Consider the following 16,638-nt stretch of genomic DNA (forward strand, 5'->3'; position numbering starts at 1 on the left):
CGGCAACGGCGCGCGTTTTTCGGAGCGTTCGATCGGCTGCTTATTCGCAAAAAGAATTTAAGGACGGCGGCAATCGCCTGTCCAGCCGCCATTGCGCGTGCGCGCGCACGGAGCGCCGTCTACGCAACGATTTCGTGTCGCGGGGGGAAGCGGTTCGCGCATTGCAGCGAAGTATTGCGCGCAAAGTGCAGGATGCGGGCGCCGCCGCACCCGTCTTGCGTCAAAGTGCGAAGCGGATTTGCGCGCCGACCGACATCGACACCGGCGTATCGGGCGCGCTGGGCGGGTTCATGTCCAGCACGGCGAAGCCGTCGACCGCGCCGCGGCCTTCCAGCACCGGCACGTCATAGGTCGTTTCCATCCGATATTCGCGCTTGCCCGCGATGTTCCAGGTCTGGGTCACCGGGCCGAGCGTACCGCTCTGCCGGTCGACGACCTGAAGCGAGGTGTAATTGAGCGCGCCGCTCTCGACATGCAGCGGCTGGGTCAGCGAGAAGCGCAGGCTGTCGTCTTCCGAAAGTACGCCCAGCTTCGTCGCGGCAAGCTCATAGGCGGTCGATTGCAGGCCGGCTTGCGACAGCGACAGGCTCGACACCGCCGATTGCGGTGCGTTGGTGCGCGCCAGCGTGCCGGAGCCCGAGACGGTCCATCCGTCCGACAGCGCGGCCGTCGCACCCAGCGTCGTGCCCTCGGTATGCGCGCCGCCGGCGAAGGCCAGCGCGCCGCTGCCCTGCGAGCCGAGCAGTCCGTCGTCCTCGGTCAGCTGCGTATAGCTGGCGTTGATCGTCAGGTCCCTTCCGAGCGCGTAGCTCAGCCCCGCGACCGACGCCGAGGCGCGCGCCGTCGCGAGCGGAAGCTCCTTGAGCGGGCCGAAGGTCGGATCGACATAGATGTGATCGTCGGACTTCTGGCTGAAGCCAAAATTCAGCTTGAGGTCGCGCGTCACGGAATACCCGCCGCTCGCATACATGCCGCCCGACGCGAAGCCGAGCACCGGATTGACGCCGCCGGTCGAGGGATCGAAATCGGACCGCAGCGAGAAGGCGCCCGTCCCCATCATGGAATAAGCGGCGCTGCCTTCGCCCATGTGCAGCTCGATTCCCGCCTCGGGGTTGGACGCGACGAACTCGGCGTGGAACGGCCCTTCGCCGCGGTCGGTCTCGTCGGGTGTGGACTGCGTCGTCACGATGCCGAGTCGCCAGTCGCCCTGGGCGAGCTGGGTCGACTGCGATTCGAAGGACAGCGAATTCTTGCCGTGCGCCCAATCGATCAGGCGCTGATAGAGATAGGTCTGGAACGGATTGCTGGTCCCGTTGACGTTCTGGTTCTTGCCGACGAGCAGGCTGCTCAAGGGGATCGTGAAGTCGCGATAGGTCGAGCCGATGGACTCGAAGGCGACCAGGAACGCGCCCTTCTGCTGCCACAGGTTGAGCTGGCCCGTATTCAGCACCGAATATTTGAGCGAGGTCGGCGACCAGGTCGGAAGCAGGAACGACGTCCCGACCGGCCGTCCGCTGTAGGTGAAGGGCTGGTAAATGGTGAGATCGTTGAAATCGAGCGGCGACTGCGACGCCTGGATGTCGAGCTTGCCCCAGCCATAGATCGGATCGACGCCTGGCGCGCCCAGATCGTCGGCCGACTGGAGGATGATCTGCACCGTCTCTTCCGCATGCTGCTGCAGCCACGGCCAGCGGTCCTGCAGGAGCGCGACGGCGCCCGTCACCAGCGGCGCGGCGAAGGAGGTTCCCGTCATGCGGGTGACGCCGCCGTGATTGTCGGACACCAGGATCAGTTCGCCGGGCGCGACCAGATAGCGGTATTTGAGCTTGTTCTGCTCCCGGCAGATGCCGTTGACCAGGATGCAGGATTCGCCCGGCGTGTTGGAGAACCAGGAGATCTGGTCGGTCGGACCGACGGAGCCGACCAGGAGAAGGTTGTCGGGCGCCTGGCCGCCGGTCCACGGCACGTTCGCGGTCTGCGTGATGCCGTCATTGCCCGCCGCCTTCACCAGGACAAGGTCGTGATTGCGGTTGCTGAGCTGCGGGCTGTTCAGGATCTTGGCCCAGTCGCTCGACAGCACGCTGCCCGGCACGCCGAGCGAGGCGTTCACGACATAGGCGCCCTTCTTGTAGAGCGTGTAGATGCCTTGGCTGACGTCCGCCCAGCTCGCGGTGCCGGTCTGGTCGAACGGGTTGTAGACCTCGACGGTGGAATTGGGCGCGATGCCCATGATGGCCTGGCCGTCATGCTTGGCCGCGATCAGGCTGGCCACGGCGGCGCCGTGATCGTTGGAATAGTTCTGGTAGCCGCCGGCGAATATGAGGTTCGCGACGCCGCTATTGTCGCTGGTGAAATTGGCGTCCAGCACGCCGATGACGGAGTTCGAGCCCAGGCCCTGGATCTGTGTCAGCGCCGGCGACCAGTGCACGGAGGCCATCCACCAGTCGACATGGTCGACCCCGGTATAGGACATCAGGCCGTCATACCAGTTGAGGAAGAACAGCGAGCGCGTATCGACGCTGGTGTTGGCCAGCGAATTGGGATCGTTGGGATCGATTCCGTATTTGGCGAACATCGGCGCGGCGAAGCCGTCGTAGAAATTCTTGCCGGTCGCCCGCTGCACGGCGGCGCCCCAGAAATTCGCGCTGGTGCCGACGAAGGCGTTCAACTGCTTCTGCAGGTTCGCATAGTTGTGCGCATTGCTGGACTGCAGCAGGTTCCAGGTCTGGTTGATGTCCCCCCATTGCGGACCGGCATTTTTCCAGAACGGCTGCACCGTTTTGAAGAAGCTGTTCCCGACGAAGGGATTCATGGTGCCCCAGAACGGATCGTTGCTCCCATAGAACGGGATGATCGTTCCGTAGAACGGCTGGATGTCGCCCCAGAAGGGCTGGATATCGCCCCAGAACGGGCTGATGTCGCCATAGAATGGGTTGATATCGCCATAGAACGGATTGATGTCGCCGTAGAACGGGTTGATATCGCCGTAGAACGGGTTGATCGAGCCGTAGAAGGGGTTGATGTCGCCGTAGAGCGGAGTGATCGGCCGGTCGGTCGCGGCCGCGCCGGTGTCCGCCAGGGCCCCGTGGCCGGCAAGCAGGCACCCGAACGCGGCGCCGGCAAATAGCCATTTCCGAACCATTGATATCCCCGCCGACGCAACCAGGCATTCCTACATCGACGATGGGCGCGGGAGCTTAAGCAGGGGTAAACCCGATCCCGTACGCTCACGCTTTGCTAAGGTCCGCTTAATTTTCCGTATACGGATCGCAGCCAATGCGATGCAGTTGGCCGCGCCTAGGACGCGACCGCGGTTTGGTCCAGCCGGAACGCGCCCAGAACCCGCTCCGCCGGCAGATGGACCCTTGCGATCGTGCCCTCGTCGACTTCGCTCATCAGCGTGAAGCGCCCGCCGTGCAAGCGGACGAGCGACTTGACGATCGGCAGGCCCAGGCCGACGCCGCCATGCAGCCGGGCATAGGTGCTTTCCGCCTGTCCGAACGGTTCCATGACCGTGGCGAGCTTGTCCTCAGGGATTCCGACCCCGTTGTCGCGCACCACGACGTCCACGCCGTCTTCGACCCATTCCGTGCGGACGGCGATCGCGCCATCCCGGCCGGTGAACTTCACGGCGTTCGACAGCAGATTGACCAGGATCTGGCGCAGCCGCTTGTCGTCGCCGCGCACGCGGACGTTCCGGGCGCCGTCGTCCACCCGGATCGTCTTTCCGGCGGCGGCCGGGCTGCCTTCGATCTCGCTCACCGCGCTTTCCACGATCTCGCCGAGCAGCATCTCGTTTTCGGCGAGCGTGACGGTTCCCGCATCGATGCGCGCCATGTCAAGAATGTCGTTCAGGATGCCGAGCAGGTTCTGGCCGCTGACATTGATGTCGGCGGCATATTCCCTGAGCTTGGTTCCGGTGATCGCGCCATGCGCCATCAGTTCCGAGAACCCGATGATCGCGTTCAGCGGGGTGCGCAGCTCGTGGCTCATATTGGCCAGGAAATGGCTCTTGGCGCGATTGGCCTCCTCGGCCGCCTCCATGGCGAGGCGCAGATGCTGCTCCACCTCATTGCGGCGCGCGATCTCGACGTCGCGCTCGGACAGGGTCCGCGTCAGCTCGACATTCTTCTGCGTGATCGCGGTGCGGTGGCGGCGCATCAGCAGGTGGCGCCAGCCGATCCAGAGCATCAGGATCACCACGCCCAGCAGTACCGCCGCGAAGGCCACGGTCTGCGTCGTGGCGCGCGATTCGCGCAGCGAGATGTCGCGCTTGAGCTGTTCGGACCGGAGGTGCTCGATCTCCAGCTGCTGCGTGGCGAAATCGAACTGCGCGCCCAGCAGCGCGAGGTTGGCGGATGCCGCGAGCGAGCCGCCCTGGTCGTTCAGCCGCTTGAAGGCCTCCAGATGCGCCAGGGCGAGCGGATAATTGCCCTGGGCGCGATAGACCTTGTAGGCGATCTCGTGCATGTCGCGGAACGGCGAGATCGTGGTCTTCAGGTCGATGCCGCGAAACGCCTTGTCGAGGTCGCGGGCCGCGAGTTCGGGCGCGCCGCGCTCGAAATCGATCTCGGCCTTGACGCCCCACACGAACGGGGCGGAGCCGCTTTCGTCGCCCCCGGTCAGAAGCCGGAGCGCCTGGTTCACCGTGTCCGTCGCGGCGCCGAAATTGTGCTGCTTGGCGTAGACCGCGGCGAGATTGGGCAGGATGCTCAGTTCGAGGAATTCGCTTTTGAGCTTGCGGCTGATGTCGAGCGCGCGCTGGAAATTCCCGACCGCCTCGTCGTAGCGGCCCATCTGCTGCAGGGCGAAGCCCAGATTGTTCGCGATGGACAGCTCGACCGCCGGATCGGCGGAATAGATGCGCTGGGCGTCGTTGTAGTAGCGGATCTCGCGCGCGAAATCGTGCGCCTCGTCGTAGATGCTCCCGAGCCCCTGGAGTGCGATCGACTGGCTGCGCGCCTCGCCGAGCCTGGCGAAGATGTCGTGCGCCTTCTGGAAGCTCTTCAGGGCATGGGCGACGTCGCCGCTGATGTCCGCGATGCGCGCGTCCGAGAGCGCGAGATCGCCGTCGAGCTTGGTGATTCTGTTGTCTTCGCTCGCGATCCTGATCGCCTTGTCGAGAATGACGCGGGCCTCGGCGACCTTGTTGAGCCGGGTAAGCGCCTCGGCCTCGAGCCACAGGCTCGTCGCGAGGCTCCTGTCCTGGTCGGGCGATACGGCGAGACGTTCGGCGATCGTTTCCGCGGCGTGCGCCTTTTGCAGGGCGGCATTGGGGTCCGCCATCATCGCCTTCTTGGCGGCCGCGATGAGGTCGTTATAGTCGGCAGGCTTCGCCATGGGCTTGATGCGCTCGGGACGGCCGCCATCGTCGGCGCGCGCGCCGGTCGCGCCGAGCAGGCAAAGCGTTAGGACTAGGCTAACCCTCTTTAACATTCGGTACTCCTCGTCGGAGCATGCCGGATGTTTCTTGACGAACGATTAGTCGCGCCGGTGAGGGCGCCGTCAACATGCGGTCGGTACGGAACGTCGGAGCACGCGCTTCCGGGGGACTCGAAAAGTTCCCTATCGACCTGTGCGTGCGATAGGCCGCGCGGTCAGTGGGGCGCGCTGAGCGTGGCCAGCCGCACCTGATCGCCCTGGCGCAACGAGTCCGGCGGATTGTCGACCACGCGGTCATGCCGCGTCAGGCCCGAAGAGACCTCCACCGACGTGCCGTAGTCGCGCAGGATCGTCACCGGCTTGAGGATGACACGGTCGCGCGGCCCGACCACGGCGACTTGCGGGCCACTGTCGCTGAAGATCAGCGTGCTGGCCGGAAGGCGGATGGCGTCGCCGCTCGCCACAAGATCGAACGTCACCTGGGCATAGTCGCCGGGATTGAACATATTGTCGGCATTGTCGGCCTGGAACTGGATCAGGATCGTTCCGGTCTGGGTGTTCACCGACTCGGCGTTCGCGACCAGCGTTGCCACGAACACCTGTCCGGGATGCTGCGGCACCGTGAAGTTCGCCTTCATGCCGGGCTTGATCTGCTCGGAGTAGTTCTGCGGCACGTTCACATAGATGCGCACCTTGCTGTCGTCGGCGACCGTGAAGAGCGGCGCCGATCCCGTCGTGGTGGTGGTGGGGACGGTCACGAGGTCGCCGACGTCGACCGCCCGGCTGGTGACGGTGCCGTCGAACGGCGCGACGATGCTCTTGAAGCCCTCCAGCGCCACGAGCCGGTCGACATTGGCCTTCGCCGAGGCGACGGCGGCCGTCATCGCCGCTAGGTTGGCGTTCTTGGTGTCGACGTCCTGCGGCGCCACCGCGTTCTGCTTGGCCAGATCGTTCCAGCGCTTGGCGGTGACCGCCGCGAGTTTCTGGTTCGCGATGGCGGTGCCGAGATCCGCACGGGCCTGCGCCAGCTGTTGGTCCTGGTCCGGAATGTCGATCTCGGCGAGGAGCTGTCCCGCCTTCACCTTGGTCCCGATGTCGACATACCACTTCTTGAGGTATCCGCTGACCCGCGCATAGATCGGCGAGCTGTTGAAGGCCTGCACATTGCCGGGAAGCGCCAGGCGGCCGTTGGCGCCGCTCTGCAGGTTGATCACGCTGACGGTCGGCAGCGCGTTCGCCTCCGTCCAGTCGTCGACCTCGCGGCTCGCCATGACGCGCGTGACGAGACCGACGACGACGATCAGGATCGCGACGCCGCCGGCGACATAGCCGATCAGCCTCAGCCGCTTCGGCGGCACATAGCTCAGGGGATTGCTGCTGGTCTCAGGCATAGGCTTCTTCTCCGGAGGACGGCGCGGCCCGGCCGACTTCGCCGCTGGCACGGTGGGCCTTGCGTCCATGGACGATACTGAAAACGACGGGTACGAAGATAAGTGTCGCGCAGGTTGCGAAAACCAGGCCGCCGATCACGGCGCGGCCGAGCGGCGCGTTCTGCTCGCCGCCCTCGCCCAGGCCCAGCGCCATCGGCGCCATGCCGATGATCATGGCGAGCGCGGTCATCAGCACCGGGCGGAAGCGGGTGATGCCGGCCTCGACCGCCGCGAGCATTGCGTCGCCGGTGGCTTCCAGCCGCTCGCGCGCGAAGCTGACGACCAGGATGGAGTTCGCCGTCGCCACGCCCATGCACATGATGGCGCCGGTCAGCGCCGGCACCGACAGCGTCGTGCCGGTGCCGAACAGCATCCACACGATGCCGGCCAGCGCCGCGGGCAGGGCGGTGACGATCACGAAGGGGTCGAGCCAGGACTGGAAGTTCACCACGATCAGAAGATAGATCAGGACGATGGCTGCGAGCAGTCCGAAGGACAGGCCGGTGAACGCCGCGTCCATCGTGACGACCTGCCCGCGCACATGCACCGTCACGCCCTTGGGCAGGTCGCCGGCCGTATCGGCGATGGCTTGGCGCACATCGGCGGCGACCGCGCCGAGGTCGCGATCCTGCGTCGTCGCATAGAGGTCGATGGTGGGCTGCACATTATAATGTGAGACCACCGCATCGGACTGTTCGCGGGTGATCTTGCCCAGTCCGCCCAGGATCTGCAGGCCCCCTCCCGAACCGGTCACCGGCACGTTCTCCAGCGCCGCCAGGTTGGTGATCTGGTATTCCGGCGTCTGCGCCACGATCGGATAGGACACCCCGGTCTGCGGATTGAGCCAGAAGGTCGGCGCGGTCTGCGAGCTGCCGGCCAGCGTGGTCACCACGCTGTTCGTCACGTCGCGCTCGGTCAGGCCGAACTGCGCCATCCGCGAGCGGTCGACGTCGACGCGCAATTGCGGATTGCGGAAGGACTGCTGCATGCGCGCATCCGCGATGCCCGCGATGGCTTGGATGCGGTGCAGGAGCAGGAGCGCATAGGCGCGGTCCTTGTCGATCTTCGGGCCCGCGATCTGCACGTCGATCGGCGCCGGCGCGCCGAAGTTCAGGATCTGGCTGATGATGTCGGCCGGCAGGAAGGAGAACGCGGTCCCGGGGAACTGGCGGGGCAGGGTCACCCGCAAGGTGCGGACATAGTCCGCCGTCGCGTGATGGTCGGGCTTCAGCGTCACATAGATGTCGCCGTCCTGGTAACCGATCAGGCCGGAGTTGTTGTAGACCGTGTTGATCGCGCTGGTGGGCAGGCCGATATTGTCGACGATGGATTCGATCTCCTTCGGCGGGATCGTCCGGCGGATTTGCTTCTCGATGTCGCCGAACATCGCCGCCGCGTGCTCGATGCGCGTGCCGACCGGCGGGCGCACATGCAGCGTGATCTGGCCGGCATCGACCGACGGGAAGAAGTTCGAGCCCAGGAACGGGAACAGCACGAAAGACAGCAGGACGAAACCGACGAAGCCGATCACGAACGGCCGGCGGTTGGCGAGCGCCATCGCGAGCAGATTGCGGTAGCCCTCGCGGATCTTCTCGAACCGGGTCTCGAAGCCGCGCTGGAAGCGCGCCAGCGGATTGTTTCCCGCGGCGGCGCGCGCCTCGTGGCCCGCGGCATTGGCGTGCGGCTTCAGCAGATACATCGCCATCGTCGGCACCAGCGTGCGCGACAGGATGAAGGACGCGATCATCGCGAACACGACCGCCTCGGCCAGCGGCACGAACAGGAAGCCCGCGACGCCCTTCAGCGCGAACATCGGCACGAACACGATGCAGATGCAGAGCAGCGAGACGAAGGCCGGCTGCACGATCTGCGCCGCGCCGTCCAGGATCGCGGTCTTGACCGGCTTGCCGTGCTCCAGATGCCAGTTGATGTTCTCGATCGTCACCGTCGCGTCGTCGACCAGGATGCCGACCGCCAGCGCCAGCCCGCCCAGCGTCATGATGTTGAGCGACTCGCCCACGTACCACAGGCCCGCCAGGGCGCAGAGGATGGCGAGCGGGATCGAGATCGCGATGATCACGGTGGAGCGCCAGCTTCCCAGGAACAAGAGGATCATCAGGCTGGTCAGCGCCGCGGCGATCGCGCCTTCGCGCACCACGCCGGAGATCGCGCCCTTCACGAACACCGACTGGTCGTTGAGCAGGTTGATCTTGAAGGCGGGCGGCAGCGTCGCCTGCAGTCCCGGTAGCGCGTCCTTTACGCCCTGCACGATGTCGAGCGTCGAGGCCGAGCCGGTCTTGAGGATCGTGGTGAGCACGGCGCGCGCCCCGTCGACATGCACGATGCTCTGCTGCGGCGGGTTGCCGTCTCGCACATGGCCGACGTCGTGGACGTAGATCGTAGCCCCGTTCACCGCCTTGATCGGGATGTTGTTCAGATCCTCGATCGTCACCGGCGCGTCGTTCAGCTTCACCGTATACTGCGTCGCGCCGAACTTGACCGTGCCGGCGGGCAGGATCTGGTTCTGCGCCGCGATGGCGTTCTCGACATCCTGCGCCGACAGGCCCTTGGCCTGCAGCGCCTGGGAATCGAGGTCGATCTGGAGTTGGCGCACCTTGCCGCCATAGGAATAAGGCACGGCGGCGCCCGGGATCGTGCTCAGCACCGGCCGCACGAAATTCTGCGCCAGGTCGAGCACCTGCTGCTCCGACATGTGCTGGCCGGAGAAGGCGAGCTGCAGGATCGGCACGGTGGAGGCGTTGTAGTTCAGGATCAGCGGCGGCGTGGCGCCCGGCGGCAATTGCTTGAGCACCGTCTGCGAGATCGAGGTGACCTGCGCGGTCGCGGTGCGGATGTCGACGCCCGGCTGGAAATAGATCTTCTCGATGCCGATGCCGGGGATTGAGGTGCTCTCGATGTGCTCGATGTCGTTGACGGTCGTCGTGAGGATGCGCTCATAAGGCGTGACGATACGGCCCGACATCTCGTCCGGCGACAGGCCGGTGAACTGGAACGCGACGCCGATCACCGGTATGCGGATGTCGGGAAAGATGTCGGTCGGCATCGACATCGCGGCCAGCGGGCCGACGATCACGATCAGGATCGCCATGACGATGAAGGTGAGAGGCCGCTCCAGCGCGACGCGAACGATCCATGTCATACGGGCAGGCCTTCAGCGATTCAAACGATCCACCACACGGCCGGGCCGGCGGCCCGACTGAATATTCTCCCCGTGCGGTTCGCGGCGCCGAACCGTCTTTCTCGCACCGCGTTTCGCTCTTCGCCGGCTCCATCGGCTTGCAGGGCGAACTGTCGCAAACTATGTTAACGACCGGTACGGTGCGATGCAGCATATAGGTACCGCTCGGTTACATCGTCAAGGCGCAAGACTGTGACAAAGAGAAAGCCTCTGCCGGCCGGTCGGCGGGCCGCGAAACCGCCCAAGCGGGCGGTAGAGCGGATTCGCGAATCCGCTCGCGACCTGTTCTACCGCCAGGGCATCCGCGCCGTCGGCGTGGAGGAGATCGTGACGCATGCCGGCGTCACCAAACCCAGTCTGTACCGCAGTTTCCTGTCGAAGGACGCACTCGCCGCCGACTATCTCCGCCATCTGGGCGAGGACGCGCTGGCGCGGTTCGAAGCGACCCTCGCGGCCGATCCGCAAAATCCGCGGGAGCAGTTGCGCGTCTGGCTCATGGAACTGCAGGCCCGCGCGAACAAGGCCGACTATCGCGGCTGCGGTACGACCAATGCGGCCGTCGAATATCCCGACCGGCGCCATCCCGCGCGCAAGGTCGCGAGCGACATCAAATCCCGCTTCCGTGCCCGGCTCACGGCGCTGGCCGCGTCGCTCGGCGCGCGGGAGCCCGACCGGCTGGGCGATGCGCTGATGCTGCTGTTCGAAGGCGTCTATGCCTCCGGACAATTGTTCGGCGCCGGCGGGCCTGCGCGCGTTTTGCTCGAGGCGGTCGATGCGCTGGTCGACAGCTATTGCGCCCCGGGTCGCTGATTCTACATCCGAAGAATGACGGGCCAATATTCGCCGCTTTTGCGCGGCGTTGTGCCTCACCTATATTTCTGCCAGACTTTGCCTGCTTTACCCGGGGGCGGGGGCAATGTCGGTCGATACTGGAGCCGGACCCGGTCGCTACCGGGCGTTCATCTCCTATAGCCACAAGGATGCCGCGTTCGGCCGCCATCTGCACCGGCGGCTGGAGGCCTATGTCCTGCCGCGCCGAATGGTGGGGCGCGCAGGCGCCGACGGCATCGCGGTGCCAGGCCGGCTCGCGCCGATCTTCCGCGACCGCGAGGAATTCTCCGCCGCGCAGGACCTGAGCGCGCAAGTGCGCGCCGCGCTCGCCCAATCGCGCAGCCTCGTCGTCGTGTGCTCGGCCGCCGCCGCGCAATCGGTCTGGGTCGCACGCGAAGTCGAGCTGTTCCGCGAACTGCACCCCGACCGCCCCGTGCTCGCCGCGATCCGCGCCGGCGAACCGCCCGATTGCCTCCCCCCGGTGCTCCGGCAAAGAACCGCATCGGGTGAATTCATCGAGCCGCTTGCCGCCGATTTCCGCAAGGGTCGCGACGGCTGGGAGCACGGCATCCTCAAACTCGTCGCCGGCATCGTCGGCGTCGGTCTCGACGAGCTGGTGCAGCGGGATTTGCAGCGCCGCGTGCGCCGCGTGACGGCCGTCACGGCCGCCGCCCTGGCGCTGGTGTTAGTGATGGGCGTGTTGACGGTTTTCGCCTTGAGCGCCCGGTCCGAAGCCGAGCGCCAGCGCGGCGAAGCGGAAGGCCTTGTGGAGTTCATGCTGACGGATCTGCGCACGACGTTGAAAGGGGTGGGACGCCTGGACGCCATGACGGCGGTCAACGAGCGGGCGCTGAAGTACTACACCGATCAAGACTTGAGCCGACTGCCGCCGGACTCGCTGGAACGCCGCGCCCGCACGCTGCATGCGATGGGCGAGGACGACGAGACGCGGGGCGATCGGAACGCGGCGCTCAAGAACTTTCAGGAAGCGGAACGCACAACCGGCGCGCTTCTCGCGGCCGCGCCGAACGATCCCGAACGCCTCTTCGATCATACGCAGAGCGAATACTGGATCGGCCTGCACAACTACATGCAGAAGAATTTCGCCGCGGCGAAACCGTATTTCCTCGCCTACAAGCAATTGGTGGATCGCATGATCGCCATTGCGCCCGAGAATCCGAAGTACATGAGAGAGCTCGGATATGCAGAAGGCGATCTCTGCTCGCTTGCAATCCAGCCTCCGCGCGACGGCCTTGCGGCCCTGCGGCTTTGCAAGGCGGCGCTTGCGCAGATGGAGGCTGTGGCGAGGCATGCGCACTGGTCGGCGGAGGCGATGTCCGACGTCGCCAACCGGCATGGCTGGCTGGCGGACGCCTACTTGGCCAACGACGACCGCGAACACGCCATCGCCGAACGCCGGGCACAGGATCGGATCATGCGGCGCCTTATGGCGGCCGACCCCTTGAATATGGATTTGAAGAGCGACTGGATAGCGCTTCAGCGCGTCCTCGCCCGAATTGAAGCAAAGAGCGGCGAGCGCGATGCGGCTTTGGCCCGGCTCGGCCAGGCATTGTCGACGATCGACGAAATGGTCGGGTTTGATCGCAACAACAAAGTGTGGCCCGTCGTGAAATCCAAGCTGAATGCCGACAAGGCTACGATTTCGTCGCAACCACCCGAAAGGATCGAGCTATGACAACGTTCAAGGCATTGAAGTCGCCCGGCGAGTCGCATCCTCTTCCGACGTGGAACGGCGATCCGGCGCCATTTCCGGACACGCGAACCTACACCTTGAGCCTGCGAATAGGATCCGACGGGTACTTGGAACCTAATGTCGTGAGCGGCACCGACTACGATCCCGCCGAGGATGGGCCGCTCGAACTGAGAGTCCAAAAAAAGGACTGTATGGTAACGATAGAACTCGACAAGGCTATCGATTGGGAATTCCGCCGCGAATTGCCAATGTCGCTCGGTGTGGCGCCGGACGGTCAAGATCGCTACTTCGATGTGCAAGGTTTGCCGGTGGATGCGGCGTCGCGGTGCATGTCGATCTCGTTCCGGGCGCTGCTGCTGAAACAAGGAACGCCGAAGGTAAACAAGGATCCGTATAATCTCCACTTCAGGGTCTATTTGAGAAGGATGGACGGCACTCGAATTAATACGCCGCTCAGCCTCACGATCGATCCCGATATCAAGAATCCGGGAGACGTGGTGGGACACGGGATCCTTTCGGCGGCACGCGGAGACGCCGGTCCAGCGACGCGATGAGGGATTGAAAGGTTTCAGCAAAGGCGAAAGCGCGGTTTTGCCCAACACGTCCTCCCTTCTCTCCATCATCGCCCACGCCCGGGCCGGCGCGCTGGACCACGCATGCCGGCTCTTCCTGGAGGGCGGTTTCGAGCTGGTGAACGACGACCCCTCTGTGCTCAGCGTGCGAGGCCGCCTGTTGAAGGACCGTGCGCTCGCCGCCGAGGGGGCGGAGCGCCGGCGGCTTTACCTGGAGGCCGCCGGCGCTTACGCCCGCGCTGCGGAGCTCGGCGGCGCGACCTATCCGCTGGTCAACGCGGCGACGCTGTTCCTGCTCGCCGGCCGCGGCGAGCAGTCCAAGGCGCTGGCGGGCAAATTGCTCGAACGGGCACGCACCGGCGGAGACGAATTGGAGACGCCATACTATCGGGCCGCGACGGAGGCCGAGGCGCTGCTGCTTCTGGGCAATGCAGCGCAGGCCCGGACAGCGCTGCGCAAGGCGGTCGCCCTGGCGCCGAGGGCCTTTGAGGACCACGCCTCGACGCTGCGCCAGTTCGAGCTGATCCTGCGCGAATTCGGCAAGGACGATGCCTGGCTCGATTCCTTCCGGCCGCCGCGCGCGCTGCACTTCGCCGGCGGCATGGGCGTGTCGCCGGACAGCGAAGCGGTGCGGCGGCGGGTGCGCGCGCATATCGCCAAGGAGCGCATCGGCTACGGCTATGGCGCGCTGGCGGCCGGCGCCGACATTCTCATCGCCCAGGCGCTGCTCGAGGAAGGCGCCGAGCTTCATCTCGTGCTGCCGATGCCGCGCGAACGTTTCCGCGAACATTCCGTCGCCGCCTTCGGCTCGAGCTGGACCACGAAATTCGACCGCATCCTGGCGCGCGCGGCCAGTGTGCGTGCCATCGCGGATGCGCCCGACCCGGTCTTTCCGCTCGCCATCCAGCTCGCGGCCGAGATCGCGATGGGCAGCGCCGTGATGCAGGCCCAGTCCCTGATGACGCAGGCGGTGCAGCTCCTGATCCTGGACAAGCCGGCGGGCCGCGGCGGCGGCGTCACCGCCTGGATCGCGGCGCAATGGAAGAAGAGCGGAAGGCGGCAGTTGACGGTCGCCGCTTCGCGCGCCAAGGGCCGCGCCGCGGAGACCGCGCGCGCCGCCGCCGGGCCCATTCGTCTCGCCGCGATGCTCCGGATCGATCTGTCCGAAGCGGGCGCCGACCGCTTGTCGAAGGAGCTGCTGCCGCGCCTCGCGCGCGCGCTGGGCAAACCGAGGCCGCTGTTCGCGCCGCGCTGGACCGGCGAGGCGCTGCTGGTGGCCTATCAGGCGACGGCGGCCGCCGCGGCCGCAGCGCATGCCGCCGCCGCGTCGCTGGCCGATGCCGGAGGCGTGCGCATCGCCGGTCACTATGCCAGCGTCCGCCAGGCCGACGACGTTTTCAGCGGCAAGCCGTTCCTCGCCGGCCCCGCCACCCGGCTTCTCGAACGGATGGTCCGCTCCGTTCCGCCCGGCGCGATCCATCTGAGCGAGGATTTCGCGGCGGCGCTGCATGCCGGCGCCGGCCATCCGCATACCGAATATGTCGGCGATCTCGACGCCGAGGGGTCCGACGAACCCGTGCGCCTGTTCGCGCTGAAATCCTAGACCGTCAGGTCCTGCAGTGCGCGGGGCGACACGATCGTCAGTTCTTTGGCGCTGCGGCGGATGATGCCGCGCCGCTCCAGCGCGTTGATCGTGCGCGACACGGTCTCGCGCGTGGAGCTGACCCGCGTCGCCAGCGCCGCGAGGACCGGCGGCGGACGGATGGTCCGGCCGTCGCCCAGCCGCGCCAGCCGCAGCAATTCGGCATGGATCCGACCCGCCGCCGACAACGTGGTGCTCTCCACGATCCGCGCCGACGAGGCGCGCAACTGCTTGAGCAGCACGCGCGAGACGACCAGCCCGACGCAGCTATGGGCGTCGATCAGCGCCAGGAAGTCCGAAGCGCCGAACACCGCGGTCCGCACCTCCTCGACCGCCACGACGTCCGCGTCCTCCGGGGCCGGCTCGGCGAGCGCCCCGAAGAAGTCGCCGCGCAGGAATTCGCGCAGCAGCACCGCCTGTCCCTCGCCGCCATAGGTCACGGCATGGGCGCGCCCGATGACGAGAAGATAGGTCGCGTCCGCGCGGTCGCCCTGTCGAAGGATAATCGCGCTCAGCGGATAGCGGCGGTCGATGGCGCGGCGTCCGATGCTTGCGGCGACATCGGCCGGGCAACCGAAAGTCTCCCGCAGAAACGCAAGCATGCCGGTGTCCAAAGGCAGCCCCATTCGCGATTGATCGATGCGGTCGAGATTGGCTGTGACAACATGAATAGACAAGGCCGGCGCCGGGGCGCGACCGGTTGCAATTTGACACCCGCCGCCCCCGTCTTGATTGCGAATCAAAATTCCGATTTGTAGGGCCCATCCGTCGATGGGCGGTTCGGCGCGAACCGGGCGGGAAGCGTCTGCCGGTCGCGGCAGGCATGCGGCGACCAGCGCGAGGACCACGGCCATGGCAGGGGTGTACCGGATTTTCGGCTCGGAGATGTCGCCCTATTCGGTGAAAGTGCGGTCCTATTTCCGCTACAAGGCGATCCCGCATGAATGGATCGCACGCCGCCCGGCGGTCGAGGAGGAATACAAGAAATACGCGCGGCTGCCGATCGTGCCGACCGTCGCCACGCCGGACGATGAGGGCATCCAGGACTCCACGCCGATTTTGGAGCGGCTGGAAGCCGCGTATCCCGAGCCTTCGATCCATCCCGCCGATCCCGCGCTGAAATTTCTGTCCCGCCTCTTCGAGGAATTCGGCGACGAATGGGGCAACAAGCTGATGTTCCATCATCGCTGGTGGGCGCCGGTCGACCGGCAGGCTTCGGCGCAGATCCTGGCGCGGCTCAACCTGCCTCATGGCAGCGCGGACGACATTGCCGGCCTTGCGACGATGATCCTGGCCCGCATGTCGGGCCGCGGCGGCTTCGTCGGCTCGAGCGCCGAGACCGCGCCGCTCATCGCCGCGTATTATTTCGAGCTGCTAGATCTGCTCGAACCGCATCTGCAGGCCCGCAAATACCTCTTCGGCGCGCGCCCGGCCTTCGGCGATTTCGGGCTGGCCGCCCAGCTCTACGAATCCTCGATCGATCCGACCTGCGGCGGCATCATCCGTGCGCGGGGACCGCATGTGCTCGACTGGTGCTACCGCATGAACGAGCCGCGCAACGACGGCGGCTTCGAGGACTGGGAGACGCTGAAGCCGACCATGGAGCCCCTGCTGCGCTATGTCGGCCGCTACTTCCTTCCCTGGACCCGGGCGAACGCCGCGGCGCTCAAGGCGGGAGCCGCGCAATTCTCCGTCGATCTCGACGGCAAGGCGTATGTGCAAGCTCCCCAGAAATATCACGCCAAATCGCAGGGCGTCCTGGAAGAGGCCTTCCGGGCGGTGGCGGACAAGCAGGCGCTCTTGCCGATCCTCGAAGCCGCCGACTGCCTGCGCTATCTGGCCTGACTGCTGTCTTGCTGAAACTGACT

10 protein-coding genes are annotated in these 16,638 nt (G+C 66.0%); 5 read left to right on the forward strand and 5 right to left on the reverse strand.

Annotated elements, in window-relative coordinates:
* Positions 1 to 220: 220 nt before the first annotated feature.
* From WDN01_02485 to WDN01_02500, 4 genes are all read right to left on the reverse strand, one after another.
* On the reverse strand, positions 221 to 3,142 hold the full coding sequence (locus WDN01_02485) for a S8 family peptidase (GenBank protein MEJ0024871.1): 2,922 nt from the start codon (positions 3,140 to 3,142) through the stop codon (positions 221 to 223).
* Between the two features lie 155 nt (positions 3,143 to 3,297).
* Positions 3,298 to 5,436 (reverse strand): tetratricopeptide repeat-containing sensor histidine kinase, encoded by a 2,139-nt coding sequence (locus tag WDN01_02490; protein MEJ0024872.1) that lies wholly within the window; start codon positions 5,434 to 5,436, stop codon positions 3,298 to 3,300.
* Between the two features lie 161 nt (positions 5,437 to 5,597).
* Positions 5,598 to 6,773: an efflux RND transporter periplasmic adaptor subunit gene (locus WDN01_02495; GenBank protein ID MEJ0024873.1), complete on the reverse strand. Its 1,176-nt coding sequence runs from the start codon at positions 6,771 to 6,773 to the stop codon at positions 5,598 to 5,600.
* Positions 6,766 to 9,972 carry an efflux RND transporter permease subunit gene (locus WDN01_02500; GenBank protein ID MEJ0024874.1) on the reverse strand — a complete coding sequence of 1,069 codons (3,207 nt, stop codon included), beginning with the start codon at positions 9,970 to 9,972 and terminating at the stop codon, positions 6,766 to 6,768. Before WDN01_02500 ends, WDN01_02495 begins: the two co-directional genes overlap by 8 nt.
* Positions 9,973 to 10,203: 231 nt before the next feature.
* Between WDN01_02500 and WDN01_02505 the strand changes: the two genes are divergently transcribed.
* The 4 genes from WDN01_02505 (at position 10,204) to WDN01_02520 (ending at position 14,731) form a co-directional block, all read left to right on the forward strand.
* Entirely contained in the window at positions 10,204 to 10,821 is a 618-nt protein-coding gene (locus tag WDN01_02505) for a TetR/AcrR family transcriptional regulator (GenBank protein MEJ0024875.1), read from the forward strand.
* 106 nt (positions 10,822 to 10,927) lie between these two features.
* Positions 10,928 to 12,538 carry a toll/interleukin-1 receptor domain-containing protein gene (locus WDN01_02510; protein ID MEJ0024876.1) on the forward strand — a complete coding sequence of 537 codons (1,611 nt, stop codon included), beginning with the start codon at positions 10,928 to 10,930 and terminating at the stop codon, positions 12,536 to 12,538.
* On the forward strand, positions 12,535 to 13,110 hold the full coding sequence (locus WDN01_02515) for a nucleotide synthetase (protein MEJ0024877.1): 576 nt from the start codon (positions 12,535 to 12,537) through the stop codon (positions 13,108 to 13,110). The genes WDN01_02510 and WDN01_02515 overlap by 4 nt, the downstream gene beginning before the upstream one ends.
* A 37-nt stretch (positions 13,111 to 13,147) precedes the next feature.
* Positions 13,148 to 14,731 carry a tetratricopeptide repeat-containing protein gene (locus tag WDN01_02520; protein MEJ0024878.1) on the forward strand — a complete coding sequence of 528 codons (1,584 nt, stop codon included), beginning with the start codon at positions 13,148 to 13,150 and terminating at the stop codon, positions 14,729 to 14,731.
* On the opposite strand, the gene WDN01_02525 is transcribed toward WDN01_02520, so the two are convergent.
* Positions 14,728 to 15,372, reverse strand: coding sequence for a Crp/Fnr family transcriptional regulator (locus tag WDN01_02525; GenBank protein ID MEJ0024879.1), 645 nt, complete (start codon positions 15,370 to 15,372; stop codon positions 14,728 to 14,730). The genes WDN01_02520 and WDN01_02525 overlap by 4 nt on opposite strands.
* Before the next feature lie 250 nt (positions 15,373 to 15,622).
* Between WDN01_02525 and WDN01_02530 the strand changes: the two genes are divergently transcribed.
* On the forward strand, positions 15,623 to 16,615 hold the full coding sequence (locus WDN01_02530) for a glutathione S-transferase family protein (GenBank protein MEJ0024880.1): 993 nt from the start codon (positions 15,623 to 15,625) through the stop codon (positions 16,613 to 16,615).
* Positions 16,616 to 16,638: the final 23 nt, after the last annotated feature.

The organism is Rhizomicrobium sp. (assembly GCA_037200985.1).
Taxonomy (GTDB): Bacteria; Pseudomonadota; Alphaproteobacteria; order Micropepsales; family Micropepsaceae; genus Rhizomicrobium.